At 72.3% G+C, this 25,299-nt stretch carries 26 protein-coding genes; 7 read left to right on the forward strand and 19 right to left on the reverse strand.

From position 1 onward, the window contains the following. The first annotated feature begins 286 nt into the window (after positions 1–286). Complete coding sequence (locus tag ACLJPY_RS00660; RefSeq protein ID WP_410585979.1) at positions 287–1,192, forward strand: M4 family metallopeptidase; 906 nt, start codon at positions 287–289, stop codon at positions 1,190–1,192. Here ACLJPY_RS00660 and ACLJPY_RS00665 read toward each other — a convergent pair. Continuing rightward, on the reverse strand, positions 1,185–1,406 hold the full coding sequence (locus ACLJPY_RS00665; protein WP_410585980.1) for a hypothetical protein: 222 nt from the start codon (positions 1,404–1,406) through the stop codon (positions 1,185–1,187). The genes ACLJPY_RS00660 and ACLJPY_RS00665 overlap by 8 nt on opposite strands. A 77-nt stretch (positions 1,407–1,483) precedes the next feature. Here ACLJPY_RS00665 and ACLJPY_RS00670 point away from each other — a divergent pair, with 77 nt between their 5' ends. Beyond that, positions 1,484–1,762, forward strand: a complete 279-nt coding sequence (locus ACLJPY_RS00670) for a protealysin inhibitor emfourin (RefSeq protein WP_410585981.1) — start codon at positions 1,484–1,486, stop codon at positions 1,760–1,762. A gap of 49 nt (positions 1,763–1,811) precedes the next feature. Here the strand turns inward: ACLJPY_RS00670 and ACLJPY_RS00675 are convergent, their stop codons facing one another. Beyond that, on the reverse strand, positions 1,812–2,951 hold the full coding sequence (locus ACLJPY_RS00675; protein WP_410585982.1) for a hypothetical protein: 1,140 nt from the start codon (positions 2,949–2,951) through the stop codon (positions 1,812–1,814). Between the two features lie 241 nt (positions 2,952–3,192). Here ACLJPY_RS00675 and ACLJPY_RS00680 point away from each other — a divergent pair, with 241 nt between their 5' ends. Both ACLJPY_RS00680 and ACLJPY_RS00685 read left to right on the forward strand, forming a co-directional pair. Further along, on the forward strand, positions 3,193–3,438 hold the full coding sequence (locus ACLJPY_RS00680) for a hypothetical protein (RefSeq protein WP_410585983.1): 246 nt from the start codon (positions 3,193–3,195) through the stop codon (positions 3,436–3,438). A 397-nt stretch (positions 3,439–3,835) separates the two neighbouring features. Beyond that, positions 3,836–4,648: a glycoside hydrolase family protein gene (locus tag ACLJPY_RS00685; RefSeq protein WP_410585984.1), complete on the forward strand. Its 813-nt coding sequence runs from the start codon at positions 3,836–3,838 to the stop codon at positions 4,646–4,648. 78 nt (positions 4,649–4,726) lie between these two features. Here ACLJPY_RS00685 and ACLJPY_RS00690 read toward each other — a convergent pair whose 3' ends face one another. The 3 genes from ACLJPY_RS00690 to ACLJPY_RS00700 all read right to left on the reverse strand — a co-directional run bounded on the left by ACLJPY_RS00690 (position 4,727) and on the right by ACLJPY_RS00700 (position 5,594). Then, entirely contained in the window at positions 4,727–5,173 is a 447-nt protein-coding gene (locus ACLJPY_RS00690) for a hypothetical protein (protein WP_410585985.1), read from the reverse strand. Positions 5,174–5,245: 72 nt separating this feature from the next. Then, on the reverse strand, positions 5,246–5,467 hold the full coding sequence (locus tag ACLJPY_RS00695) for a DUF5988 family protein (RefSeq protein ID WP_410585986.1): 222 nt from the start codon (positions 5,465–5,467) through the stop codon (positions 5,246–5,248). Continuing rightward, the gene (locus ACLJPY_RS00700) at positions 5,454–5,594 is read right to left on the reverse strand and encodes a hypothetical protein (protein ID WP_410585987.1); all 141 of its coding nucleotides are present in this window, start codon (positions 5,592–5,594) and stop codon (positions 5,454–5,456) included. The genes ACLJPY_RS00695 and ACLJPY_RS00700 overlap by 14 nt, the downstream gene beginning before the upstream one ends. Before the next feature lie 102 nt (positions 5,595–5,696). On the opposite strand from ACLJPY_RS00700, the gene ACLJPY_RS00705 reads away from it, so the two are divergent. Then, positions 5,697–6,113, forward strand: coding sequence for a hypothetical protein (locus tag ACLJPY_RS00705; RefSeq protein ID WP_410585988.1), 417 nt, complete (start codon positions 5,697–5,699; stop codon positions 6,111–6,113). 31 nt (positions 6,114–6,144) lie between these two features. Here the strand turns inward: ACLJPY_RS00705 and rfbA are convergent, their stop codons facing one another. The 5 genes from rfbA to ACLJPY_RS00730 all read right to left on the reverse strand — a co-directional run bounded on the left by rfbA (position 6,145) and on the right by ACLJPY_RS00730 (position 12,553). Continuing rightward, positions 6,145–7,026, reverse strand: a complete 882-nt coding sequence (gene rfbA, locus ACLJPY_RS00710; protein WP_410585989.1) for a glucose-1-phosphate thymidylyltransferase RfbA — start codon at positions 7,024–7,026, stop codon at positions 6,145–6,147. A gap of 67 nt (positions 7,027–7,093) precedes the next feature. Then, positions 7,094–8,782 (reverse strand): non-ribosomal peptide synthetase, encoded by a 1,689-nt coding sequence (locus ACLJPY_RS00715; protein WP_410585990.1) that lies wholly within the window; start codon positions 8,780–8,782, stop codon positions 7,094–7,096. Further along, positions 8,767–9,498, reverse strand: a complete 732-nt coding sequence (locus tag ACLJPY_RS00720; RefSeq protein WP_410585991.1) for a thioesterase II family protein — start codon at positions 9,496–9,498, stop codon at positions 8,767–8,769. The genes ACLJPY_RS00715 and ACLJPY_RS00720 overlap by 16 nt, the downstream gene beginning before the upstream one ends. A 36-nt stretch (positions 9,499–9,534) precedes the next feature. Next, entirely contained in the window at positions 9,535–11,001 is a 1,467-nt protein-coding gene (locus ACLJPY_RS00725) for a condensation domain-containing protein (RefSeq protein ID WP_410585992.1), read from the reverse strand. A gap of 391 nt (positions 11,002–11,392) precedes the next feature. Continuing rightward, on the reverse strand, positions 11,393–12,553 hold the full coding sequence (locus ACLJPY_RS00730; RefSeq protein ID WP_410585993.1) for a nucleotide disphospho-sugar-binding domain-containing protein: 1,161 nt from the start codon (positions 12,551–12,553) through the stop codon (positions 11,393–11,395). Positions 12,554–12,727: 174 nt separating this feature from the next. Here ACLJPY_RS00730 and ACLJPY_RS00735 point away from each other — a divergent pair, with 174 nt between their 5' ends. Next, entirely contained in the window at positions 12,728–12,943 is a 216-nt protein-coding gene (locus ACLJPY_RS00735) for a hypothetical protein (RefSeq protein WP_410567085.1), read from the forward strand. Between the two features lie 42 nt (positions 12,944–12,985). On the opposite strand, the gene ACLJPY_RS00740 is transcribed toward ACLJPY_RS00735, so the two are convergent. The 7 genes from ACLJPY_RS00740 to ACLJPY_RS00770 form a co-directional block, all read right to left on the reverse strand. Continuing rightward, on the reverse strand, positions 12,986–14,038 hold the full coding sequence (locus tag ACLJPY_RS00740) for a hypothetical protein (RefSeq protein ID WP_410585994.1): 1,053 nt from the start codon (positions 14,036–14,038) through the stop codon (positions 12,986–12,988). Then, positions 14,035–15,018 (reverse strand): methyltransferase, encoded by a 984-nt coding sequence (locus ACLJPY_RS00745; RefSeq protein WP_410585995.1) that lies wholly within the window; start codon positions 15,016–15,018, stop codon positions 14,035–14,037. The genes ACLJPY_RS00740 and ACLJPY_RS00745 overlap by 4 nt, the downstream gene beginning before the upstream one ends. Positions 15,019–15,098: 80 nt before the next feature. Then, a complete protein-coding gene (locus ACLJPY_RS00750) occupies positions 15,099–16,520 on the reverse strand; it encodes an NDP-hexose 2,3-dehydratase family protein (RefSeq protein ID WP_410585996.1) in 1,422 nt (473 codons plus the stop codon). Between the two features lie 98 nt (positions 16,521–16,618). Further along, entirely contained in the window at positions 16,619–17,260 is a 642-nt protein-coding gene (locus ACLJPY_RS00755; protein ID WP_410567092.1) for a response regulator, read from the reverse strand. After that, positions 17,257–18,435: a histidine kinase gene (locus ACLJPY_RS00760; RefSeq protein WP_410585997.1), complete on the reverse strand. Its 1,179-nt coding sequence runs from the start codon at positions 18,433–18,435 to the stop codon at positions 17,257–17,259. The genes ACLJPY_RS00755 and ACLJPY_RS00760 overlap by 4 nt, the downstream gene beginning before the upstream one ends. An 8-nt stretch (positions 18,436–18,443) precedes the next feature. After that, a complete protein-coding gene (locus ACLJPY_RS00765) occupies positions 18,444–19,277 on the reverse strand; it encodes an ABC transporter permease (RefSeq protein ID WP_410585998.1) in 834 nt (277 codons plus the stop codon). Next, positions 19,270–20,121 carry an ABC transporter ATP-binding protein gene (locus ACLJPY_RS00770; RefSeq protein ID WP_410585999.1) on the reverse strand — a complete coding sequence of 284 codons (852 nt, stop codon included), beginning with the start codon at positions 20,119–20,121 and terminating at the stop codon, positions 19,270–19,272. The genes ACLJPY_RS00765 and ACLJPY_RS00770 overlap by 8 nt, the downstream gene beginning before the upstream one ends. A gap of 162 nt (positions 20,122–20,283) precedes the next feature. On the opposite strand from ACLJPY_RS00770, the gene ACLJPY_RS00775 reads away from it, so the two are divergent. Then, the gene (locus ACLJPY_RS00775; protein WP_410586000.1) at positions 20,284–21,042 is read left to right on the forward strand and encodes an NAD-dependent epimerase/dehydratase family protein; all 759 of its coding nucleotides are present in this window, start codon (positions 20,284–20,286) and stop codon (positions 21,040–21,042) included. 44 nt (positions 21,043–21,086) lie between these two features. Here ACLJPY_RS00775 and ACLJPY_RS00780 read toward each other — a convergent pair whose 3' ends face one another. Further along, on the reverse strand, positions 21,087–22,235 hold the full coding sequence (locus tag ACLJPY_RS00780) for a class I SAM-dependent methyltransferase (RefSeq protein WP_410586001.1): 1,149 nt from the start codon (positions 22,233–22,235) through the stop codon (positions 21,087–21,089). After that, complete coding sequence (locus ACLJPY_RS00785; RefSeq protein WP_410586002.1) at positions 22,232–25,297, reverse strand: AMP-binding protein; 3,066 nt, start codon at positions 25,295–25,297, stop codon at positions 22,232–22,234. The genes ACLJPY_RS00780 and ACLJPY_RS00785 overlap by 4 nt, the downstream gene beginning before the upstream one ends. Positions 25,298–25,299: the final 2 nt, after the last annotated feature.

Genomic DNA, 25,299 nt, shown 5'->3' on the forward strand with positions numbered 1-25,299 from the left:
CTGCCATGTAAACACACTCCGCCAGGCGTGATCACGCATGGTCCGCGTTCGCGGCCCGTGCGGGTGCGGCGGGGCCACGGTGCGGGGCCGGCGCAAGCCGGGCACCGCGGGCCGAGATCGACCATCCACACAGGACACAGTTGCCCGGTGGCCCAATCCGCTGCGGTCCGGTCGGAAATCGCCGGAACGCGGCGATGAATCATCACGGCTTTTCGGCGGTATCGACCCGGTTTCCGGCGGTACACCTGAGCTGTGAACAGTCGGCTGAATTGCCACGGCCGAGCGTGTGATTCATTCGCACGAGGAGCAGCTGTCATGCAGAAAGATACTTGTTCGTTCGGAAGCAGGCAAGGGCGACCGCCTGATCTTCGACGACGGCAACCAGTGGCAGCTCAGCACGACCCCGATCCGGGGCGAAGACGACCCACCGACGAGCCTGAAGAACGCCAACCTCGCCTACGACGGCCTCGGCGCCACCCGCGATTTCTACCGCGACGTGCTCGGGCGCGATTCGCTGGACAACGCCGGCCTGACGCTGCAGGCGCAGGTCAATTTCGGAACCCAGTTCGACAATGCGTTCTGGGACGGCACCGAAATGGTCTTCGGCAACGGCGACGACACGATCTTCAAGGATTTCACCGGTGACGTCGACGTGATCGGCCACGAACTGAGCCACGGCGTCACGCAGTTCACCGCCGGATTGCTCTACACCGACCAGCCCGGCGCACTGAACGAAGCGACGTCCGACATCTTCGGCGCCTGCGTCGAGCAGTTCAAGGACAACCTCAACGCCGGCACCTTCAACTGGCTGATCGGCGAGGACGTGATGGCCGACGGCCTCTACGGCGAAGCCATCCGGTCGATGAAGAACCCCGGCACCGCCTACGACGACCCGGTGCTGGGCAAGGACCCGCAGGCGGCGAACATGGCGCAGTACGTCCCGGGCGGGGACCCGCACATCAACAGCGGCATCATCAACCGCGTCTTCTACCTGATCGCCACCGACCTCGGCACGTTCCCGGCGGCCAAGCTGTGGTACGCCACGCTGCAGAAGCTGTGGCCGACCGCCGACTTCGCGGCCGCGGCCGACGTGTGCGCCCAGATGGCCCGCATCCTGGCCAGGGACGACGTCATCGAACGGCAGGGCGCCCAGACCGTACGGGCGGCGTTCCACGACGTCGGCATCATCTGACGCGCGCTGCGGGCCGGTCGGCGTCGACGGAGGCACCGGGGCCCGCCCAGCCGACCCCGCAGTCGGGGCACGACCAGGCGAAGTGCCGGTGGTGGCGGCTGCGCCGCGGCACCCGTTTGTACCGGGGCCGGTCGCACGCCCAGCACAGGGCCACCACCAGGCACTCGTCCGCCGGCCGTCCCGCGGGACGGCCGGCCTCGGCGGGTCCGGCCATGGGGTGTCCTCTCGCCGGCTGCGCGGTCGAGGAGGAGAATTCCCCCGCTTCACCCGGCCAAACGAACAGGAGCGGCGATGAAGGTGCGGGTCACGCGCAGCGGCGGCTTCACCGGGGTGCCGAGGACGACTGAGGTGGACGTGGCGGACCTGCCGGCCGCACGAGCGGCCGAGGTGCGGGAGGCGCTCGCCGCGATCGACTTCACGGCCCAGGCCGCCCCCTCGCCGGTCCCGGACGGCTTCCGCTACCGGATCGAAGTCTGGCGCGACGGCGGCCACGAGGAGCTGGCGGCCGCCGACCCCTCCGTCCCGGCTCCGGTGCGCCGCCTGTTGTCGCTGCTCAAGCGGGATGACTAGGGCCCGCCTGCCCGCTCGGCGTCCGGCTCGATACCGCCCCGACGTGCGGTCAGCGGCACTGCGCTTCCAGCGTTCCCGGGTACATCTCCCTGCGCCACTGGTCCGCGATGGCCTCGAAGGGGGCGAAGTCGTTGTGCGTGATCTGTCCCTTGGGGTTGCTCTGCACCATGATCTTGTTGCCGAGGCCCATGATGTCGGGCGCCTGTTCCGGCCGGTCGGCGTAGTCCTTCGCGTCGTTGCCCGTGCCGTTCGCGTGGTCCAGCCCGAAGGCGTGCCCGGCCTCGTGCGCGGAGGTGATCTGCTCGGTTTCGGTGTGCACGGTCCGGCCGCCCGGGGCCGGGAAGTCCTGGGCTCGGGACCTCGGGTCGTTGTCGTGGTAGTCCAGGCCGCCGCTGCGGGTGGCCCGGTCGGTCACCGAGACCCGGCCTTTCGGGATGACGCTGACCCGGAACGTGTAGTGCGGGTCCTGGGTGACCACCGCCACCGCGACCTTCGTGGTGAACGGCCGCTGGACACCGTCGGGACCGGGTAGCCGGCAGGTCCCCTTGCCCGACCAGGTGTCTTCGACGGCCCGTTCGAACCCGGCCGGGAATCCGGCCCGCACGGCGGCGACGTCGACGCGCGGAGATTCTTCGAAGAAGAACTGCACCTTGAACACCAGCAGCACTTCGCCCTTGACCGGATCGACCACCCCGTCGTAATTCTGGTTGAAGAACTGCCGGGTGTAGTACCGGGCGCCGTCGGGGGCCCCCAGGTAATGGACGATGTCGGCGACCTGGTCGGCCGGCAGTTTGTCCAGCCGCCCGCTGCGCGCGCGAGCGAAGTCGATCCAGTTCTGCTTGCCTTTGGCGCGCACCGCCTCGATGGCCAGGACCAGCCGGTCGCCGCCCACCCGGCGGGCGGACACCTCGTCGCCGAGAACGCTGGGCGCCAGCAGCGCCAGCTCCGGCAGCAGCCCGAACATGGCCTGGCCCTGCACGGCGGCCAGCTGCGTCTCCGCGCTGGTGACCGAACCCATCCGCTGCACGGCCAGGAAGGCGGCCACCGCCGCGTTCCCGGCCCGGGCGGCCAGCGACTCGACAGCCCGCACGCCCCCGGCCACAGCCGCGGCCGGCGCCATCGCCGGGGCGGCGACCACCGCCGGCCTCTTGGCCGGCTCCTCGGACGGCCGGCGCACCCGTGCCCGCATGGCCCCATCCTCGGCGGCCGGGTCCCGTGGCGGAACGTCCGAACGGGCGGCTCCGCGGGCAGGCGGCCGGCCTGGGCATTCGCGCCTGGGCGTCGGTCCCCGGCCACGCCTGACGAAGCCCTTGTCCCCCAGCTCGGGCGCAGCGGCGAAAATCACCCGAGCGGGGTGTTCTGAGCCGCATGATGTGACACGACAGGAGCGGGCCGCGATATCCACGTCGAAGCTGAAGGGAGCGTGGTCGATGCCGGACAGGCAGGTGCGGCTGCTGAACGACGTCCGGTTCGTCTCGATCGCCACCGGCCACGGCCGTGCGGAACTCCGGTACGCGGGAATCACCGTCCACCGCATCGACGGGGGCACCGTGGTCGGGGAGACCTGGGTCCCGTTCGGGTCCGCACCGACGTACGCCGACGACGAGGCGCTGCTCACGGCCTGGCACGCCGCCCTCGACTGGAGCCGCTCGCCGACCGACAGCCCGTCGGTGTGAGCCGGAGGTCGACGGCCACACCCAGTCCGCCGATGTTTTCCGGAATGACGGAAGCGCTGTTCAGCAGATTCCGAAATGGACATCAGCGCGACCGTTGTCAACGTTGACAACAAATGTCGTCCGGACAATTTTCTGTCATAGCGCGGTATTGCGCGGCGCAGTACCATCTGGCGCGGCACGGAGCGTGGCCGAAGGGAATGTCGGCCCACGCCGTACCGCTCATCGTCAGTGCCAGCGCGGCGGCAGTGGCCAGCGTGGCGAGCGACTTGGTGGTCCCGCGCATTTTCCGTCCTTTCCCCTGTGGTGCGGACGGATTCGGTTCCCCCCGGCCTGGGCAACATCCCGGTGACCTGGACGTTCGTCCGCTCGTGACCCGGCGCAACACCGGAGGTAGAGCATGAACCAGCTCAGGAAACTCCTGCTCGTCGTGACCGTCGCCGCCGCCGTCGTCGCCGGCGGGCCGGCCGCCCCGGCGACCGCGGCCGGCACCAAGAAGGGTGTCAGCGCGGCCGCCTTTTCCGGCGTCACCACCGCACTCGCCGACGTCGGCGCCCGGTGGTTCTACACCTGGGCCGCGGACCCCCAGGGCATCACCGCACCGGCCGGGACGGAGTTCGTGCCGATGATCTGGGGGCGCGACTCCGTCACCCCGGACCGGTTGCAGCAGGCGAAGGCGTCCGGGAACACCCTGCTCGCGTTCAACGAACCCGACCTGGCCGGTCAAGCCGAGATGTCCGTCGAGACCGCGCTCGACCTCTGGCCGCAGCTGCAGGCGACGGGCCTGCGGCTGGGCGCGCCGGCCGTGGCCTACGGCGGGGACACCCCCGGTGGCTGGCTCGACCGGTTCATGAGCGGCGCGGCGGCGCGCGGCTACCGCGTCGACTTCATCCCGCTGCACTGGTACGGCGGCGACTTTTCGACCGCCGCCACCGGGCAGCTGCAGTCGTACCTGCAAGCGGTGTACAACCGCTACCACCGGCCGATCTGGGTCACCGAATACGCGCTGACCGACTTCTCCGGCCCGACCCCGCGCTACCCGTCCGCGGCGGAGCAGGCCGACTTCGTCAGCCGGTCCACGGCGATGCTGAACGGGTTGTCGTTCGTCGAGCGCTACGCCTGGTTCTCGCTATCGACGTCGACCACCCCGACCGGCCTCTACACCGGAACCACCCCGAACGCGAGCGGCGCCGCCTACCGGGTCGCCGGCTGAGCCCGCACCGGAACCCGACCACCAAGTCGCACTGCCCCAAGGCGTACGCGTGGTCCGAACAGGACACCGAGCGGCTGGTCAGGCGGGCCAGAGCTGGATGAGCCACCCCTCGACGCCCTCGGCGAAGGAGCCTTCGCCGAGTTCCGCCGTCTCGGCGCGGCGGCCGGCGTGGACGCGGGCGTGGTGCGGGCCCGGCTTCGCGATCGCCAGCACCCGGGGCGACTGGATCGCCGTGACGGACTGCAGCCGCACCAGGTCGCTCAGGTCGCACTCCAGCTCGGAGGTCCGGTCCCAGCCACCGGACGCGGCGGGCGGCTCGGCGTCCCACAGCTCGAGCCGGACCGAGGGGTGGTGATCGGTCCCGGCGCTGTGCAGCAGCAGCCCGCCGGGCCCGCCGGCCGCGAGCCAGTCGCCACCGGGGACGGGCAGGGCGAGTGCGCTGCGGGTCATCGGGATCTCCTGCAGCACGAACTGCCCGTACTCGACGTCGACGGTGTCTTCGACCGCGGTCAGCAGGTTCGCCATTCCGGCGATCGTAGCGTCGCTGCCCGGAGCGGTGGCTCCGGTGCTGCGTGGCTACGGCACCCCGCAACTCGGTCAGTCACCGGCGATGGGGGTCCGCATCGTCCAGCGGAACACGGTCGGCCGCGCCACCTCGGCCGCGACCAGCTCGAAGTGCTCGTACCAGTCGCCCCGCACCAGCTTGAACCGGCCGTCCACGATCCGTGACCGACGCACCTGCAACCGGCGCGGTATCCCGGCGGGGGCCGCCTGGACGACCAGGTCGACGAGGTCCTCCCGGCCGTCAGCCCGCTTCATCGCTCCCCCGCCGTCCCGCCTCGCCGGGACCGTCGACGCGATCCGCGGTCACCGACCACGCGGGCAGCCGGTGCCGGCCTTCCTCGTCGACCGGGGGCCTCCCGGTCGCGCCGAACACTTCGAACATGCGATCAGGCCACCGCCGCGGGCCGGCTCACCGAACTGCGCCGCGAGATCTACGTGCGGGCCGCCTCGTCGAGGCGCCGTTCGGACACCCACGCCCACAGCGTTGCGCCGTCACCAACACGAGCTGCTGGCGGCACGCCACCTCCTGTCGGCCACCACCGACGCGGTGCCCGGCTTCTGGAAGGTCCTGCGAACCACCCCGGCACTGAGAGAATGCCTCCACTCCCAAGAACGCGAGATAGCTGACGCGCTGACCGCGCTGTTGACCGGGGAGACCGCCGATCCCCTCCGGTCCCGGACAGTGGCGGGCCTGCTGGTCACGACGATCAGCACGATCTTCACCACGGCCGCGGACCGCCTGGCGTCCGGCGACCGGGCCGAGGACGTCCGGCGGGATCAGGCCTCGGTCATCGACCGGGCGTTCGACCTGTGCCGGCACGGCGTCCGCACATTCCCGCTCACCGGCAAACCGCGGTCCGGACGAGCTCCGGATGGCCGGGACACGGCGAGGAATCACTGATTATGACCTGAATCACGTCTTTCCGCTGCGTTCAGGAGGACGCGGACATCGATTCGGCCACGCTCATCACGTATTCGCCGTAGCTCGACTTCGCGAGCTTCTCGCCCAGCGCGTGGCAGTGGGCGGCGTCGATGTAGCCCATGCGCAGGGCGATCTCCTCGACGCACGCGATGCGGACACCCGTGCGGTTTTCGATCACGCGCACGAACTGACCGGCCTCGAGCAGCGAGTCGTGGGTGCCGGTGTCCAGCCAGGCGAAACCCCGGCCGAGGTCGACCATCCGGGCGCGGTGCTGCTGCAGGTAGCGGCGGTTGACGTCGGTGATCTCCAGTTCGCCGCGCGCGGACGGCTTCAGGGAGGCGGCGATGTCGAGCACGTCGTTGTCGTAGAAGTACAAGCCGGTGACCGCCCGGTCCGACCGGGGGCGGGCCGGCTTTTCCTCCAGGGACAGCAGGTTTCCCGCCGCGTCGACCTCGGCCACGCCGTAGCGGTGTGCGTCCTTCACCCGGTAGCCGAAGAGGACACAGCCGTCCAAATCGGACTTCGCCTGCTCCAGCACACCGGAGAACCCCGGGCCGTGGAACAGGTTGTCGCCCAGGATCAGGGCGACCTGGGCGTCGCCGACAAACCGGCGGCCGATGACGAACGCCTCGGCGAGGCCGTTCGGCTGGTACTGGAGCGCGTACTCGATGTTCAGCCCGAACTGCTCGCCGGCGCCGAGCAGCCGGCGGTAGCTGGGAAGGTCTTCGGGCGTCGAGATCAGCAGGATTTCGGTGATGCCCGCGAGCATCAGCACCGAGAGCGGGTAGTAGATCATCGGCTTGTCGTACACGGGGAGCAGCTGTTTCGACGTCGCCTGGGTGATCGGGTGCAGTCTCGAGCCGGTCCCGCCGGCGAGGATGATGCCTTTCACGGTCTCTCCAAACCTTTTCCACGGATCCACGGCGGCCACACTGTGCCAGCGGCTCGTGGAAGATGGCTCAAACCCCGTCCGAGCCGCCGGCCCGCAGCGGCACGGGGCCGGCCAGGGCCGTCAGCGCGGCGAGGGTCTGGTGCCGCAGCACGGCCGTGGGGGTGAGCGGGATCCCCGCACCGGCGGCCAGCTCCGCGACCCGGACCGCCAGCAACGACGTGCCGCCGAGGTCGAAGAAGTTGTCCTCCTCGGCGACTTCGTCCAGCTCCAGCAGGAACCGCCAGATCCCCGCCAGCCGTTCACCCCGCGTCCCCTCGAACACCGGCGCGGCGAGGGCCCGGCGGTCGAGCTTGCCGCGGCGGTTGACGGGCAGCGCGGTGGCGGTGCGGATCACGGCGGGCACGCAGTACGGGGGCAACGTGCCGGCGAGGTACCCGCGGAGCTCGGCCACCGGCGGTGGTGGGCCGTCCGGGACCACGGTTGCGACCAGCCGGACGTCGCCGGCCGGGTCGGTCTCGGCCGTGACGACGGCCTGGGCCACGGCCGGGTGCCCGGCCAGCGCGATCTCGACCTCCGCGGGCTCGACCCGGTACCCGCGGATCTTGACCTGGTCGTCGAGCCGGCCGGCGAACACGAGATCACCCGAGGGCAGCCGCCGTCCGGCGTCGCCGGTGCGGTAACCGCCGTCGGTGAAGCGCTCGTCGGTCAGGCCGGGACGGCCGAGGTAACCGCGGGCGATCCCGGTGCCGCCCAGCCAGATCTCGCCGGTGGCGCCGTCCGGGACCGGGGCGCCGGCGGGGTCGAGCAGCCGGATCTCGGTGCCGTCGATCGGTTTGCCGATCGGCACCGGCGTGTCCGGCCAGCACCGCGCCCGGGCCGCGTCGATCGCGAACACGCAGCGGCCGACCACGCCCTCGGTCGGGCCGTAGTGGTTGTACAGCACGGCATCCGGCGCGACCCCGGCCCAGGACCGCAGCAGGTCCGGCGGAAGGGCTTCCCCGCCGATGACGTAGGCGGCGCTGCGCAACCGCCGTCCGCGCGCCTCGGGCAGCAGGAGGCGCAGGTGCGTCGGCGTGAGCCGGACGAAGCCGTGCGGACGCTCCATCGCGGACAGCAGCTCGTCGAACCCGGCGTCCTCCGGCAGGAGCGTGATCGACTCACCGCGGACGAGCGGGACGAACAGGCTGGTGAAGGAGAAGTCGAACGACAGCGGCGAGTGCAGGACGCTCCCGGCCGCCGCGCGGGGAAGCGTGCGCGCGGCCCAGCCGACGTAGTTGCTGAGCCCGGTGTGCTCGACCTCGACGCCCTTGGGTTTCCCGGTCGAGCCCGAGGTGTACAGGACGTACGCCAAGTCGCGCGGTTCGGGAAACGGAGGCAGCGGCCCGGTGGGGGTCGCGGGCGCGAGCGGCACCACCGGCACCCCGGCCACCGGTGGCCGGTCGGCGCTCGCCAGCACGGCGACGGCGCCGGAGTCTTCGACCTGGTGGGCGATCCGGGCCTCGGGCAGGGTGACGTCGATCGGGACGAAGGCGCCGCGGGCCCGCAGCACGGCCAGTATCCCGATCAGCGCTTCGATGCCGCGGGGTGCGCAGACCGCGACGCGCCGGCCCGGGGTCACGTCGAGCGTCGCGGCGAGCGCATCGACGCGGGCCACGAGTTCGCCGTAGCTCACCCGGGTGCCCCGGCAGTCCAGCGCGAGCGCGCCGGGCGCCTCCTTCGCGCGGTCCGCGATCTGCTCGATCACCGACGCGGGCACGGCAGCTCCTCGGAGACCAGGCCGGCCAGCTCGGACCAGGCCCCGTTCGGGAAGAGCTGCCGCGCGCGGACGCCGGCCAGCCGCAGCGGCGAGGTCGTCTCGCGCTGCCAGTCCGTCCACCGCGCGGGCGTGGCCGCCAGGTCCTCCTCGGTGGCCACGACGGTGACCGGCACCGGCAGCGGCGGCTCGCCGGAGTACACGTAGGACCGGCTGAGCGCGAGGTCCGCGAGCACCGGCGGCGCGAGCACGGCGAGCAGGTCCGGATCGTCCAGGATCCGCGGGTCGGTGACGCCGTTGCCGGCGAGCTCGGTGCGGAGGTCGCCGATCGGGCGGGGTTCGGTCAGCCGCCCGGGCGCTTCGCAGGAGGCGACCACGAGCCGTCCGGGCAGTTCCCCGCCGCGCCGCCGCAGCTCGCGGACCAGCTCGAAGGCCAGCAGCCCGCCCGAGCAGTGTCCGAACAGGACCGTCGGCAGCCCTGGCCGGGCGGGCAGGTCGTCCGCGAGGCTGGAAACCGCCGCGGCCAGATCGGCGTGCGGCGGTTCGTCGAGCCGGCTTTCGCGACCGGGCCAGCGCACGGCCAGCAGTTCGGTGTCCGGCGGCACCAGGTGCCGCCACTCGCGGAATGGCCCGGCCCCGCCGCCCGCCCACGGCAGGCAGACCAGCCGGGCCCGCGGCTGCGCCGGCCGTGTCCAGTGCGCGATGCTCGTACCGGGCATGGGAATCCTCTCCTGTCGGGTTCCGGAGCGGACGGCTCAGCGCGCGGCCGCGCCGACACCGAGGTCGCGCAGCTGCAGCCGGCTCGTCCACGCCGTGGCGAGCCGCCGGGCCTCGCCGGCGCTCAGCACGTCCGTGCGGTACCGCAGCCGGGCGTGGGCTTCGGGCTCCGGCCAGACCTCCAGCGCCACGTCGTGCCACGTTTTCGCCGCGCTCAGCCGTTCACGGCTCGTGCACCGCACGCCGGGGAGGTCGAGCGTCGCCACCGCGTAAACGTGGAACTCGAACGTGGCCTGCAGCAACGGAGAACGCGTCTCCCCCGTCGGCGGCTGGTAGAAGGCGCCGATCGGCATCGGCGGGGACGCGAGGGCGGCCCGCAGCCGCTCCGCCGCGGTCTCGGCCAGTTCGCCGGCCGGCGCGGCGGCGTCCGGGAACCGCACGGCCGCCGCCCACGGGAAGCAGCCGATGACGTTCTCGACCTCGGGCACCGAGCGCCCGGCCACCGGCACGTTGACCAGTACGTCACGAGCGCCGGTGACGTCGTGCAGCGCGCCGGCGTACGCGGCCAGCAGTTCCGCGGCGGTGGCGCTCCGCCCGGCGGGAAGGGGCACCGGGACCGTGACCCCCGGACCCACGTCGTCCCGGGCGTCGCCGAACGGCAACGCCGTGGCGCCGGCCAGCTGCTCCCGCCAATAACGCCGGGCCCCGCGCTGCTCGGCGGCCTGCCGGCTTTCCTGGACGGCGATGGCGCGGTAGTACGACGTCGGCGGTCGCTCGGCGGGTCGCTCCCCGGCGGCCAGCGCGGTGTAGGCGGTGGCGAGGTCCCGCAGCAGGATCTGCTCCGACCAGCCGTCGTAGGCGGTGTGGTGCACCGAGATCGCGAGCAGGAAGCGGCGGTCGCCGAGCGCGCCGAGCCGGGCCCGGATCGGGATCTCGTTCGCCAGGTCGAAGTCGCGGAGCAGGAACCGGCGGGCGTCCGCGGCCGTGCCCGTCCCGACGGTGCACACCGGACCCACCGAGCCGGGCGGGTCCACCACCGGCCGCGGGCCGTCGAGGATGCGCGTGCGCAACGCGTCGTGCCAGGACGTGACGACGTCGAGGGCGGCGGCCAGCGCACCGGTGTCGAGCTCGCCCTCCAGCCAGTAGAGCCGGCGCAGCAGGTGGGCGTCGTCGCGCGGGTCGTCCAGCGCGACCCGGTAGGCCATGAACTGGCTCAGTGGCAGCCCGTTTTCCCACCGGCCTTCGGCGGTCCCGGCCGATTCCCGGACGGGCAGGGCGTCGACGACCGCCGCAATCGCCGCCGGCGTCTGCGCACGCAGCACCCGCGCCGGCGTCAGATCGACGTCGTGGCGCACCGAAAGCCGGTTGGCCAGCTTGATCGCGATGAGCGAGGTCGCGCCGAGGTCGAACAGGTTGTCGCCGGGTGCGACCGGCTCGTCGAGCAACGACGACGCCACCTCGAGCACGGACGCGAGTGCCGATCGCTCCGCGTTGTCCTTCCCCACGGATCTCCCCCCGTCAACCAGCGCGGTGTAGGTCGTGAGCAAGGTAGGCGGGTTCGTTGGAGTCCTGGTCGACCGGGGGTGGGCCGGCCGGGCGGGTGGGTCGACCGTGCGACCGCGGGTGTCGTCCGGTCGAAGGACCCGGGAAGTCGATCGTTAGCACCTCGCAAGATCCACGCGCACCCGGCCAGAATGGAGATCGTCCGCCTCGCCGGACCAGCCGGAGGGAACCGCGTCATGTCCGCTCGCAGCTCGATCGGCACGAAAGCGGTCGTGGCCGGGTCCGGAACCGCCGGCGGCGGTTCGATGACGTTCGGCTGACCCGTGAGCCCGGTGCCGGTCACGCGCTTCCCTCCCCCAGCGGGCCGTGACCGGCACCTTCCCGGGAAGTGGTTCAGACCATAACGGAGGTCAGGTGAGCAGCCATCTCGTTGGGCGTCGGCAGCTGCCGCATCGCGCCGCGCACGCTCTCGGTCGCCGCCGCGAAGGCCGGGTCGCCGAGCATCCGGCCGGCCTTCTCGCGCAGGACGTCGTCGGTCGCGTCCGAGGGCAGCACGAACTCGCCGCAGCCGTTCTCCGCCAGGAGTTCGGCGTTGAGCGTGGTGTCGGTCATCTGGGGCACCAGCAGCTGCGGGGTGCCGGACGCCAGCGCGGTCATCACCGTGCCGAGCCCGGCGTGCGAGATCACCAGGTCGCACCGCGGCAGCAGGGCGTTGAACGGGATCCCGGACACCACCCGGACGTTCGCGGGCAGCTCGCCGATCAGGTCGGCGTCCGCGGCGGTCACCGCGGCGACGACCTCGACGTCGAGCCCGGCGACCGCGCGGACCACCTGGCCGGTCACCACCATCTTGCGGTCGAACCGGCCCGACGACGTTCCCCAGGAGACGCAGACGCGCTTGCGCCGGCTCGGCCGGTGGAGCCAGTCCGGCAGCACGCCGGGGCCGTTGTACGGCACGTACTGCATCGGGAGCCGGGAGCCCGGGGACGCGATCTGCAGCTGCGGCGGACAGGGGTCGACGCTGACGGCCGTGAGCGACGGGACCTCGTCGAGCCCCCAGTGCGCCCGCACCTCCGCGAGCGCCTCGGCTTCGAACTCGCGGAACAGCCCGGCGTAGTCGATGCCCCAGGTGTGCCGGATCGCCGGCACGCCCAGCAGGTCGGCCACCATCGGGCCCGCGTAGGTCCAGGCCTCGTACAGCACGACGTCCGGGCGCCAGCGCCGGGCGAAGTCCAGCAGGCCGTCCATCATCGTCCAGCAGGCGGCCACGCCGAGCCGGCAGTTCAGGGTGCCGTGGCGGTGCATGTCCCGCCAGTGCGGCGGGTTCACGCCTTCGGCGTCGGTGAGCCGGCGCAGGAAGCCCCCCATCATCGCGCCGGCGTCCACGCTCTCGCCCACCGCGGCGGCGGGCAGGCCCGAGCGCCGCACGGTACCGACGAGTCCCGGCTGGGTGGCGACGACGACCTCGTGGCCCTGCGCCCGCAGGGACCAGGCCAGCGGCACCAGCGGGAAGTAGAGGGTGTTCCAGTTCCACGTCGTGATCAGCACGCGCACAGACGTTCATCTCCGATCCCGGCGGCCGACAGTGCCCCGAGCGTCGGGGTGGCGGCTCGAACCGGCGTCCAGAACGGTTGGCGCGCGGTTGCCGTCCCGTTCGGACCCGGGGCAGGATGATCCCCACCCGGACGTCCGGCAGATCCAGTGAATTCCACGAAGAAGGAGTGCACCATGAGCAATCCCCGGCGCGAGGGCACCACACCCGCCAAGCGCTTCCCCGCGGCCGCCGTCCTCGGCTCCGCGATGCCGCTGGCGCTGGTCTGGGTGGTCCTCTACCTGACCGGCGCGGTCGACTCGGGCGCGCTGATCGGCATCGCGATCGCGATCGTCGTGCTGGTGCTGTTCATCTGGGTGACCGCGAGCATCCGGCTGCGGCGCGGTCGCTGACTCCGGCCGCCGGCCGGTGGCGCCGCCACCGGCCGGAAACGGTCACAGGCAAGCAAACGCGACAAGGTCGACTTCCGGTGGCGGCGGAGCGTTCTTGGTGACGAACCGTTTCAGGTAGGCCCAGCCGTCCGTGCCGCCCGACCCTTTGCTGTCGGGCAGGTACTTGCGGGCGAAGCCGTAGTGCCGGCCGCGCCAGACGAGCAGGGCACGCTCGGCGACCGCGCACAGCTCGTCCAGCTCGGGACGACCCAGTCCGGCCACCACCCGGCGCAGCGGCTGCACCTCCACGTGCGGTTCGCCGCGCAGGCACGACAAGTGCGGGAACCGCGCGAAGATCTCCTCGCGGCGCGGATCGTGGCCGTGCACCACCAGTTCCATCAGGTGGTAGTTCATCGACTGCACGGCGCTGGCGTCGCCCGTCTCGGCGCGGAACGACATGAACCGCTCCGGCGTGAGCGTCGTCAGCACCTCGAAGATGCCGTTGAGCAGGTCGGCGAACAGGCCGAGCTGACGCAGCCGGAACGCCGACCCGGCCGGCAGGGCAAGCCGCCGGACCAGGAAGAATACCAGCTCGCACGCCTGCACCGACCGCAGGAACACGTGCTCCTCGTGCTTGTCGGACTGCGGGAAGCCCGAACACCCCAGCAGCAGGAACGCCCGCGGCTCGTCCACCGGCAGCTCCCCCACCCGGCTGCGCGGGGTCGCGGGCAGGTCGGCGACGCGCGCGGTCAGCCCGGTCAGCAGCTCGACGCGCTCGGCGAGGTACGGCAGCTGCGGCAGCGCCCGGCGCTCGAGGTCGAGCAGGTCGTTCAGGGTGAGCCACAGTGCCAGGCCAGCGGCCGCCACCGGGTCGGGTGCGTCCGCCAGGAACCACTCGTGGACGTGCAGGCTGGTGTAGCGGTAGTACTCCGGGATCGGCCGCGGGCTGAACGGGCGGGTCAGCAGCCGCAGCGGCAGGTTCGCTTCGGTGGGCTCGGCGGCGGCTTCCTCGTACCACCGCCCGAAAAGCTCCCGCTCGGCGGGCGAGAGCGCGAACCGGCCGGCTCTTCGCTGGGCCGCGACGACGTCCGCGCAGACCCCGGTGAAGGCGGTCATCGCGCGCGGCCCAGCACGAGGTGCTTGTCGCGGGTGCCGCGCCGGACCTCGCAGCCGTGGAACCCGGCCGCGGTCAGCAGCTCGACGTATTCCGCGGCGCTGCGGTGCCGGCCTTCGGTTTCGACGTGCATGGAGAGGTTCATCGCCGCGGTGGCGAGCGGGCCGACGCCGTCGTCGTCGAACAGCCGCTCCATGATCAGCACCAGCCCGCCGGGCCGGCACGCGCGGCGCGCGGCGGCCAGCAGCCCGGCGCACGTTTCGTCGGTCCAGTCGGACAGGATGTAGCCGAACGCGATCCGGTCACCCTCGGGCAGCGGGTCGCGGAAGAAGTCACCGGGGGTGAACCCGAGCCGTCCTTCGAGGCCGAAGCGCTCGCGCGTGCGGGCGACGGCGGGGCCGACCGCGGGCAGGTCGAACACCGTGGCCGTCAGCGACGGCGCGGCCCGCAGCGCGGCCACCGCGAACGGGCCGCTCGCGCCGCCGACGTCGACCAGGTGCGTCGCGGTGTCCAGTTCGGACAGTGCGGCCAGCTCCGCCGAGACGCCGTGGCTGAGGTCCCACATGGCCTGCAGGAAGCGCTCGGTGGCGGCCTCGTCGTGGTAGAGCGCGTCGAACGGCCGGGTGCCGGCCGGCTTGCCCCGTTCGAGGAAGCCCGCCACCTCGCCCATCCGCCCGGCCGTGCTCTCGACCAGGTGGGTGACGAACCCGCCCAGGTAGTCCTCGGCGCCGGAGTCGAGGAACGGCCGGAGGTCGGCGGGCACCGCCCAGCCGTCCACTCCGGACTCGAGCAGGCCCGCGCCGCCGAGCACGACGAGGATCCGGTGGAGGGTCTCCCGGTCGAGCCCCAGTTTTTCGGCCACCACGGTGGCCGGTGCGGGCGCGGGCAGCAGGGCGTCGAACACACCGTGGGCGCAGGCCAGCTGCACCGCGTGCGTGACGTACAGCCCGTAGACAGCTCGTTCGAGCCGTTCGGGGAACACGGGTTCGACCTCCTGGTCGGCAGGGTCGGCAGGGTCGGCGGGTGGGCACTTTCACGTGAAAGTGCCCGGCCGGGGCGGGGTCAGCAGAGGGCGCGCATGCAGGCCAGCAGGCTGCGTGCTTCGACGTTCAGGTAGCCGCTGTGCGGGATGAGCGCCGACAGCTGGGCGAGGCTGGCCCAGCGGAAGCCCGGCGGGGTCGCGGCGAACCGGACGTCGTCGGCGACCTCCACGATCCGGTACCGGTTTTCGGCCCGGTAGAACCGGCCGCCTTCCTCCGAGAGGACGACGTCGTACTTGACGTCCTTCCCCTGCGCCGTGCGCACGTGGTCCAGGAACGCCGGACGCCGTTCCGGCGCCAGGTGCAGGTAGTTGTCCGGCATGCACTGCACGGTCGGGCCCAGCTCGACGATGTCGGGGGTGCCCGCCTCGACCCTGGCCTGCAGCAGCACTTCGAGGTACCCGCGGGCGCGGCTGGCCAGGAAGCCGACCAGGCCCGTGCCGCACGGCGCGATGAGCGGCTGGGTCCAGCTGCGGACCTCGCGGCCGGTGGCCGTGACCGACATCGCGACGACCTCGAAGTAGCGGCCCTCCTCGTGGGCGATCACCCGCTCGTCCCGGTGCCAGCGGCCGATCGACCGCAGGGGCGTGAGTTTCGCGGTGAGCTCGCAGTCGCCTTTGACGTGGTTGAGCCAGTTCTGGATCCCGGCGGGTTCGGGGTCCTGCCGGAAGGAGGCGACGATCGCCGGGCCCAGCTCGCCCGCGCGCCGCTCGGGCGGCCGGGCGGTGGAGTTCATCGGGAGGCAGGCCAGCACGGTGCGGCTGTCCATGTTGACCATGTTGTCCTGCCGCAGCAGCTCGTGGACCTGGCCGAGGGTGAACCACCGGAAGCCTTCGTGCAGCGGCACGTCCTCGGTGGTCTCGACGATGATGTTGCGGTTGCGCTTGCGGAAGAACCGGCCACCCTGCTCCGAGTGCAGCACGTCGACGAGCACGGTGCCGCGGCCGGGCTCGGTGAAGTGCTCGAGGTACTTCGTCGCCGCGCCGCCGTGCAGGCGCAGGAAGTTGCTGCGGGTGGCCTGGACGGTCGGGGAAAGCTGGATCACGTTGACGTTGCCCGGTTCCATCTTCGCCTGCATCAGCAGGCAGAGCACCCCGTCGATCTCCTTGACCAGGATGCCGAGCACGCCGACCTCGGGCTGGTGGATGATCGGCTGCGTCCACGACGGCACGACGCCGGCGGGATCGTGCACGTCGAGACCGCGGATCGTGAAGAACCCGCCGGACCGGTGGCCGAGGTCGCCGGTGTCCGGGTCGAACGCCCAGCCGTCCAGCTCGGCGAACGGGATCGCCTCGGTCGTGTAGCTGCCGCGCGCACTCCGTTCGGCCAGCCAGGCGGTGACTTCACCGTGCCCGCCGAGCGTCGGCGTGCTCAGCGTGGCCGCCGATTCCAGGAACCGGTCCAGCATGTCCCGCTGAACGAGAGTGGAGGGAGAAGTCACCACCGGTGCACCTTCCTTCGGAAGAAGTTCAGGTGCCCACCCTCGCCGGGGGAACTCGAATCACCCTCGAAGACAGCCCGTGGCGACAGTCCTCAGTGTACTCAACCCGGAAAAATGCCCCGTTCCATCGCGACCGTGACCGCCGCCGTGCGGTCGCCGACTTCGAGCTTGGCGAACATCCGCACCAGGTGCGTCTTCACGGTCGTCTCGCTGATGTGCAGCTCCCGGCCGATGTCCGCGTTCGTCAGCCCCCGGGCCACCAGCCGCAGCACCTGGGTTTCGCGCGGGGTCAGCAGTTCCGGCTCGGCCGGCGCCGGGGCGGGACTGCGCAGGTGGTTCACCAGTTTCGCGACGATCGCCGGCGACAGCACGGTTTCCCCGCCCGCCGCGGCGCGGACCGCCGCCGCCAGCTCCTCGGGGGTCGCGTCCTTGAGGAGGTACCCCGAAGCGCCCGCTTCGACGGCGTGCACGATGTTCTGGTCGGTGTCGTAGGTGGTCAGGATCAGCACGCGGCAGCCCGGCACCTCGGCCACGATCCGCGCGGTCGCCGCGACCCCGTCGAGTTCCGGCATCCGCAGGTCCATCAGCACGACGTCCGGCCGGAGCCCGGCGGCCACGGCGACGGCCTCGGCCCCGTCGGCCGCCTCGCCGACGATTTCGAAGTCCGCCTCCATCGCGAGCAGCCCGACCAGGCCCGCGCGCACCACCGGGTGGTCGTCGGCGAGCACGATCCGGATGCTCAACAGCTCACCTCGATCTTGATCGTCGTGCCCGAACCGGGCGTGCTGGACACCGTCATCATGCCGGAGACCTGTTCGACCCGCGCACGCATCCCGGCCAGGCCGAAGCCCGAGGCGCCGTCGGTCACGAAGCCGCGGCCGTCGTCGGCGACCTCGAGCTCCACCGACCGGGCGTGGTAGCGCACCCGCACGCGCACGCGGGTGGCGTGCGCGTGCTTGCGCACGTTGGCCAGCGCCTCCTGCACCGCGCGCAGCAGCACCACCTGGACGTCGGTCGACGGCGCCCGCGGCTCGCCGAGCACTTCCGCGGTCGCCTCGATCCCCAGCTCCTGCCCCAGCCGGGCGACGACCTTCCCGATCGCCACGTCGAGCGGCGACCCGCTCAGCCCGGCGGGCCCGGACGCGCTGATCACGGCACGCACTTCGGCCAGGTTGTCCGTCGCCGTCTTCTGCGCCAGCGCGAGCCGTTCGTGCGCCCGCTCCGGGTCGGCGGGGATGGCCGCGTCGGCCGCGCGGATCAGCATCAGCAGGCTGGTCAGGCCCTGCCCGACCGTGTCGTGGATCTCCTGGGCGAGCCGGTAGCGTTCGGACTGGACGCCGGCCTCGTGGTAGGACTCGGTCAGTTCGCTGCGGACGTTCTCCAGTTCGGCGATCAGCTCCCCCCGCCGCCGGTTTTCGGTGAGCAGCTGGGTCACGAAGAAGCCCACGAGCAGCGCGAACAGCCACACGGTGGCGGTCTGCACGGCGACGTCGGAGACCGCGGCGGGCGTCCAGCCGCGGCGGCTGAGGATCAGGACGTCACTCGCCAGGGTGACGGCGAGGCAGGCCCACACCGCGATCCGGATGGGCTGCAGCAGGGCGAACGCCGCGGGCAGGAGCACGTACAGGGCGATCGACATCAGCCCGTCGACGGCCACCATCCCCAGCGTCCCGGCGAAGGCCAGCGCGAGGAAGAACCAGCCGTGGCCGGCCGGCGCTGTGCCGCCCAGCGCGGGCGCGCCCACCACGGCGTAGGCGACGCCGATGAGCGCGACCACGGCGTAGACGAACCAGGGGTCGCGCTCGAACGCGGCGAGCACGACGAGCACGACCCCCATCAGCGCGAAGGACGCGTGCCAGCCCAGCAGGATCCGCAGCAGCCAGCCCTGCCCGCTGGCGTCCTTCTCCGCGGACGTCACCGGAGCCTTCACCCGTCGTCGCGACCCTTCCAGCGGAACGTCGTCAGGCACAGGACCAACCCAAGCACGCCGTACCCGGCCAGCACCAGCGCGACCCGCCCGTGCGCCCAGGACAGCCCGGGTTCGTACTGCTGGAAGGCGTCCGGCAGGAACACCGAACGCATGCCCTGGCAGAGCCACTTGAGCGGGAAGACCGAGGCGATCTTCTGCAGCACGTCGGGCAGCTGGTTGAACGGGATGAACACCCCGGAGATGAACTGCAGGGTGATCACCGGCAGGAACACCATCGCGCCCGCGCTCGCGGCCGGCACCACGCTCGAGTAGGCGAGGCCGAGCAGCGTGCACGCGACGATGCCGAGCACGTAGACCCACACGAACGTCAGCCAGTGCGCCGCGTCGGAGGGCAGGTGCAGGCCGAAGAAGAGGGTGCCGACCCCGAGCAGGACGACCACCTGGCCGAGGCTGGACACCAGCACGACGGCGATCTTGCCCACGAAGTAGGCGCTGCGCGGCATCGGCGTCCCGCGCAGCCGCTTCAGCGTGCCGTTGGCGCGCTCGCCCGCCACCTGGAGCACCATGCTCTGGAACGAGGTCGACAGGATGCCGACCCCCAGCATGCCGGTGACGTAGATCTGCTGGGCGTCCACACCGGTGTCGCCGATCCGGCCCCGGAAGATGCTCGCCAGCAGCACCAGCATGATCACCGGCAGGGCGAAGGTGAAGATCACCTGGCCCTTCTCGCGGAAGAACTGCTTGATCTCCAGCGAGCCGCGCGCCAGCCCGATCCGCCACGCGGGCACGGGGAGCCGGATCGCCCGGTCCGCGGTCTTCGTCTCAGTCACCGGTCGCTCCGATCATGCTCAGGTAGACGTCTTCGAGGGTCGGCCGCCGGACGGCGAGGCCGGGGATGTCGTCGCCGAACCGCGCGGCCAGCTCCAGCACGGTCCGCGTCGGGTTCGCGCTCCGCACCTCGTGCGGACCGTCGGCGTCGGTCCAGGACACGACCGCCTCGAGCAGGTGCCGCCCGCCGAGGCGCGCCGGCGTGTCGACGTCCACGAGCGCGCCCTTGCTCAGCACCCCGACCCGGTCGGCCAGGTGCTCGGCCTCGTCGAGGTAGTGCGTGGTCAGCAGGATCGTGGTGCCCTCTTCACGCAGGCCGGCCACCAGGTCCCAGAACTGCCGCCGCACCTCGGGGTCGAAGCCGGTGGTCGGTTCGTCGAGGAAGAGCAGCTCCGGACGCCCGACGAGGCCGAGCGCCACGTCGAGCCGCCGCCGCTGGCCGCCGGACAGCTGCGCGGCCCGCTTCTGCTCGTGACCGCTCAGCCCGACCGCCTCGACCAGCTCCGCCGGGCGCCGGGCGTCCGGGTAGAAGGAGGCGAAGTGCGTGAGCACCTCGAGCACGGTCAGCTGCGCGTAGTCCTGCGAGTTCTGCAGGACGACGCCCACCCGCGTGCGCCAGGCGAGGCTCGCCTTGCCGGGATCCTCGCCGAGCACGTCGATCTCGCCGGCGTCCCGGTCGCGGAAGCCCTCGAGGATCTCGGTCAGCGTCGTCTTGCCGGCGCCGTTCGGCCCGAGCAAGGCGAAGATCTCGCCCTGCTCCACATCGAGATCCACGACGTCGAGCGCCACGGTGTCCCGGTACTTCTTCCGCAGGCCGCGCGTCCTGATCACGGAATCCTTCAGCATGGCGCCAGGCTAGCGACCCCGGTTCGCCCGCGGCGAGGTGCGAACGATCGATCCGGGGTGTCCTCCGTTCGAAGGACAACCCGCGTGAGCCACATTGGACGGCCCTTCGAGTCCGGCGCCCGACGATCCGGGCTGGGCCGACCCGGACCGAGAGGAGCACCGGTGGAGATCATCGGACGCGGTTTCATGGCCAAGAACCTGCACGAACACGGCATCGACCATCCGCGCACGGTCATCCTCGCCACCGGTGTCGCGACCACGACCGTGACCTCGCCGGAGGACTACGGCAAGGACGCGGCGGTGTTGTACGACGCCCTCCGGCGCTGCCGGCGGACCGGCGAGCGGCTGGTGTACCTGTCGACGGCGTCGGGCGCGATGTACGGCGCGGCCGACTGCCCGACCCGCGAGGACGACGTCGTCTTCCCGCCACTCGCCTACGGCAGGCACAAGCTGGCCATGGAGGCCGTGGTCGCCCACTCCGGAGTGGAGCACCTCATCCTGCGGATGACCAACCTGGTCGGCCACAACCAGCGCGCCCACCAGCTGCTGCCGGCGCTGGTCGCCCAGGTGCGGTCGGGGCGGGTGCGCGTCTACGAGCACGCGCACCGGGACCTGCTCGACGTCGAGCACGCGATCTCGATGATCGACATCCTGCTGGCGCGCGGGGTCACCGGGGTGGTCAACCTCGGGTCCGGGGTGGCGGTGCCGATCGACGACATCATCCGGCACATCGAGGACCGGCTCGGCCGGTGCGTCGAACGCGAGTACTGCCCGCAGCCGCCGCGGACGACGTCGGCGGTGCCGGTTTCGCTGGCGAAGCTGACGCGGCTGATCCCCGACGTGGTGACCCGGTTCGGCCTCGGCCCGACCTATTACCAGCGCGTCCTCGACCGCTACCTGGCGGCGCCGGTCCTCACCTGACGCCGGTGTTCCCCTCGCCGCGGGGCGAGGGGAACACCGGGGGTTCACCAGTGCGGCGCGCGGGGCATCCAGCGCGGGATGCCGCCTTCGGCGTTGCGGCCCTTCTCCAGGAACGCGATGTTGTGGTAGACGTGCATGCCGACCAGCCCGGCCTCGGTCGCCGACGGCTCGCCACCGGTGTCACGTTCCTGGTGGTGCAGGTCGTCCAGCAGCGTCTTCAGCAACCCGAGCATCGTCGTGGGCACGCCGAAATCGCGGTCGTCGCCGCCGTAGCCGGGCAGGTAGGACGTCCACAGGTCCTCGATCACGTAGAAGCCCCCGGTGCGCACGTACGGGAACAGCGCCCGGAACGACGTGAGCACGTGTTCGTTGATGTGGCTGCCGTCGTCGATCACGATGTCGAACGGGCCGTGCTCCTTGGCCAGCGCGTCGAGCTGGGCCGGGTCGTTCTGGTCTCCGCGCACCACGGTCAGCCGCGGTCCGGAGAACCGGGACTTGTCGAAGTAGTCGAGCCCGAACACCGAGGCCCGCGGGAAGTAGCGGCGCCACATCTTCAGCGAACCGCCACCAGACTCCTCGTCCTCGTAGCCGCCGACGCCGATTTCCAGCAGCCGCACCGGTTCCTCGCGCAGCGGCGCGAAGTGCCGCTCGTAGTGCTGGGTGAACCAGTGCGTCTGGCCCCACTTGTCCGAGCCGTACCGGACGGCCAGCGCACCCAGGTCCGGCGCCCGCGCCGACAGCGCCGCGGTGAGGGTGGCCGACGCCGCGGCGATGGAGGGCTGGCGTTCGCGGGGCGGGAACGAGGTGTCCGCCGCGGTCGCCAGTTCGTAGGCGCGGGCGGCCGACGAGCGCCCGCGCGAGGGACCCCACAGTTCGGCGATCAGGTCCCCGGCGTCGTAACGCAGCCGGACGTCGCAGCCGGGGTGCAGGCCCGGCAGCACGCGCACCGGCTCGCCGGCCCGCAGCACCCACGTGTGGTCCGCGGACTCCCGGCCGTCCGAAACGGACAGTCCGATGTGGATCTCCAGCGGGTTCACGGGCGGGTCGAGCCGCAGCGTCCACTCGGCCACCGCGAGTTCGGCGACCCGGGCGAGGCCGAGCGCGTCCAGCCGGGCTCGCACCTCGTCCGGGCGGCCGCTCGCGGCCCGGATCAGGGACTCGATGTCGGGCGTAACAGCATTCTCGGAAGTCACAGCTTTCCCTCCAGGGCACGGACGACCTGCGTCACGTGGTCGATGAGCCGGGCGGCGAGGCCGCGGGCCTGCTCCTCGCCGATCGCGTCGGTCCGGTAGCGCAGCACCCCGCCGACGGCCGGGTGCGGCCACAGCTCCAGGGTGATCTCCGGCAGGGCGTTGCGCGGCGGCACGCGGACCAGCTCGGCCCGCGCGTCGCCGAACCGCACCGCCCCCGGCGGCATCTCCTCCTGCAGCAGGTAGGCCTGCAGCAGCGGGTGCCGCTGGTGGCCGTCGGGGATCGACGGCATCACCGCGGTGAGCGGCACCAGCGGGGGCCGCATCACCTCGCGCAGCTGCCGTGCGGCGGCCGCGGCGAGCTCGGCCGGGTCGTCGATCTCCGCGGGCGGGCGCATCGGGACCATGCTCGCGAGGCACCCGATGACGTCGCCGGCTTCTTCGGTGAACCGCCCGGTGGTCGGCAGCGCGACCGCCGGTGACTGTTCGCCGGTCAGTTCCCGCAGGAGCAGCACGTAGGCCGCGTAGAAGACGGCCATCACGGTGCCGCCGACCGCGGCGGCGGCCCGGCCGACCGCCGGCAGCAGCACCTCGTCGATGTCGAGGCCGACCTCGGCCGCCGGTCCGCCCCACGGCCGGGGGCCGGGCAGCGGGAAGTGCAGCTCCGGCGCGTCGGCCATGGTCGTCTGCTTGGTGTAGACCGCGACCGGGTACCGGTCGCGGTACTGCTCCCACTGCTCGGCCGAAACGCGGTAGTAGCTGGCCGGCCACTCGGCCAGGCCGGGCCGCCCGGCGAGGAAGGCGTCGTAGGCGCGGACCAGGTCCGCGGCGAAGACCTGGCCGGACCACCCGTCGAACGAGATGTGGTGGATGCCCACGGCGAGCACCGATTCGGTGGCCGACACCGGGTAGTACGCGGCCCGGATCGGGAAGTCCGCGCCGAGGTCGAACGGGCGCATCACCCAGACGCACGCGTCCCGGACCGCGTCCGCCGTCGTGGCCGCCGGGCGGTCGGTCAGCAGCCCGGCCAGTTCGGCGGCCGGGTGGATCCGCACCTTCGGCGTCCGGCCGCCCTCGGCGAACCGGGCCCGCAGCACCTCGTGCCGGGCGACGACGTGGTCGAGCGCCCGGCCGAGCGCGGCCCGGTCGACGCCGCCGCTGATCCGGTAGATCACCGGCACGACGGCTTCCTCGAGGTGGCCGGCCTGCTTCTGGGCGTGCCAGAACTCGGCGACGGTGAACGGGACGTACTCCGGCTCGTAGGTGGTCTCCGGTCCGGGGTCGCGGTGGCCGCCGGCACCGGGCTCGAGGGCCGGTGCCGCGCCCACAGCCGCGGCGATGGCCCGCGGGGTGCGCGCGGCGAGGATGTCGGGCACCGCGACCAGCCGGCCGAACAGCGCGCCGACCCGGGTGCAGATGCGGATCGCGGTGAGCGAGGTGGCGCCCCGGTCGAAGATGTCGTCGTCGACGCCCACCCGGTAGCCGAGCACCTCGGAGGCGATCTCCCGCAGGGCGGCTTCGAGGCCCACGCCGTCGTCGGCGGACGGCACGGAGCCCGCACCCGCCGCCGCTTCGGCGAGCGCTCGCTGGTCGAGCTTCCCGTTGGGCAGCTGCGGGAACTCCGCCACGGCGAGGACGACGTCGGGGACGAAGCCGGCGGGCAGGACCGCGGCGACGGCCTTGCGCACCAGCTCGGGCGGCACGCCCTCGCCGACGTAGAACGCGGCCAGGCTGGTCTTCACCGCTGCGTCGAACGGCAGCGGCACCACCACGCCGGCGGTGACGCCGGGCACCGCCTCGACGATCCGCTCGACCTCCTCGGCCTCGATCCGGACCCCGCGGACCTTGAGCTGCCGGTCGCGACGGCCGACGAACACCAGCCGGCCCGCTTCGTCGAGCCGCGCCAGGTCGCCGGTGAAGTACGCGCGGCGGGGCACCCCGTCGAAGGCCAGCGTGGCGAACCGTTTCGCCGTCTCGGCTTCGTCGCCGACGTACCCGAAGCACACGCCGTCGCCGACGGTCACGATCTCGCCGGTCTGCCCGGCCGGGACGATCCGGCGGTCCTCGTCGAGCAGGTACACCGAGGTGTTCACCGACGGCGTGCCGATCGGGACCTCGTCGCCGAAGTCCGGGTCCGTGGTGGACCACGCGGTGGTGCTCACCGTGTTCTCCACGGGTCCGTAGGCGTTGACCAGCCGCAGGCCGGGGTGCGCGCGCAGGCACCGCTTCACGTGCGCGGCCGAAGCCCGCTCGCCGCCTACGAACAGCACGCGCGCGCCGGCGAAGCACTCGACGTCGTCGTCCACCAGCGCGTTGAACAGCGTCGACGCCATCGCGATGAGCGTCACGCCCTCGCCGATCCGCGCGCGCACCTGCGGGCCGCTGAGGTGCCCGCCGTCGTGGAGCACGGCGGTGCCGCCCTTGATCAACGGCACCCAGAGCTCGAACGCGAACACGTCCCACGCCGGGTTCGCCTGCTGGAGCGAGACGATCCGGCCGTCGTGCCCGTGCCGCCGGTCGAGGGCGGTGCGGGCGACGCCGGTGTGCGGCGCGAGCGCGGCCTTCGGCACGCCGGTGCTGCCGGAGGTCAGGAACACGCAAAAGGGTGCCGTGCCGTCGAGTCCGTGCGCGGGCACCGGTGCCCCGCCCGGCAGGGCGTCGATGTCCAGTGTGGACACCCCGGCGAACGGCTCGTGGCTCAGCAGCAGTTTCGCCCCGGTCCGCTCGATCAGCTGCCGCACCCGGTCCAGCGGCCAGTCCGGGGGCGCGCAGGCGTAGGCGGCGCCGGTGCGCAGCACGCCGAGCAGCACCGCGACCAGGCGCGGGGTGCGCGGCGCACGGACCGCCACGATGTCACCCGGGCCGACCCCGGCCGCCGCCAGCGCCGAGGCCGCCTCCGCGGCGTCCGCCACGAGCTCGGCGTAGGTCACTTCGGTGTCCCGCCACCGCAGCGCCACCGCGTCACCGCAGCGCTCGGCGGTGCGCGCGACCAGCTCTTCGATGCGCGCGCCTTCGGAATACGCTTCCCGGGGGCCGTGCAGCACGGACAGCGTCTCTGTGGTCATGT

The sequence above is a fragment of the Amycolatopsis sp. lyj-23 genome, from assembly GCF_046549135.1.
Classification (GTDB): Bacteria; Actinomycetota; Actinomycetes; order Mycobacteriales; family Pseudonocardiaceae; genus Amycolatopsis.

What these genes read in the sequence shown, in the direction of transcription:
- ACLJPY_RS00735 (WP_410567085.1), top strand. Translation starts at nt 12,728, where the DNA reads ATGAGCAATCCCCGGCGCGAGGGCACCACACCCGCCAAGCGCTTCCCC.
- ACLJPY_RS00785 (WP_410586002.1), bottom strand. Translation starts at nt 25,297, where the DNA reads ATGACCACAGAGACGCTGTCCGTGCTGCACGGCCCCCGGGAAGCGTAT.
- ACLJPY_RS00665 (WP_410585980.1), bottom strand. Translation starts at nt 1,406, where the DNA reads ATGGCCGGACCCGCCGAGGCCGGCCGTCCCGCGGGACGGCCGGCGGAC.
- ACLJPY_RS00720 (WP_410585991.1), bottom strand. Translation starts at nt 9,498, where the DNA reads ATGCCCGGTACGAGCATCGCGCACTGGACACGGCCGGCGCAGCCGCGG.
- ACLJPY_RS00695 (WP_410585986.1), bottom strand. Translation starts at nt 5,467, where the DNA reads ATGAAGCGGGCTGACGGCCGGGAGGACCTCGTCGACCTGGTCGTCCAG.
- ACLJPY_RS00685 (WP_410585984.1), top strand. Translation starts at nt 3,836, where the DNA reads ATGAACCAGCTCAGGAAACTCCTGCTCGTCGTGACCGTCGCCGCCGCC.
- ACLJPY_RS00670 (WP_410585981.1), top strand. Translation starts at nt 1,484, where the DNA reads ATGAAGGTGCGGGTCACGCGCAGCGGCGGCTTCACCGGGGTGCCGAGG.
- ACLJPY_RS00690 (WP_410585985.1), bottom strand. Translation starts at nt 5,173, where the DNA reads ATGGCGAACCTGCTGACCGCGGTCGAAGACACCGTCGACGTCGAGTAC.
- ACLJPY_RS00680 (WP_410585983.1), top strand. Translation starts at nt 3,193, where the DNA reads ATGCCGGACAGGCAGGTGCGGCTGCTGAACGACGTCCGGTTCGTCTCG.
- ACLJPY_RS00700 (WP_410585987.1), bottom strand. Translation starts at nt 5,594, where the DNA reads ATGTTCGAAGTGTTCGGCGCGACCGGGAGGCCCCCGGTCGACGAGGAA.
- ACLJPY_RS00740 (WP_410585994.1), bottom strand. Translation starts at nt 14,038, where the DNA reads ATGACCGCCTTCACCGGGGTCTGCGCGGACGTCGTCGCGGCCCAGCGA.
- ACLJPY_RS00675 (WP_410585982.1), bottom strand. Translation starts at nt 2,951, where the DNA reads ATGCGGGCACGGGTGCGCCGGCCGTCCGAGGAGCCGGCCAAGAGGCCG.
- ACLJPY_RS00770 (WP_410585999.1), bottom strand. Translation starts at nt 20,121, where the DNA reads ATGCTGAAGGATTCCGTGATCAGGACGCGCGGCCTGCGGAAGAAGTAC.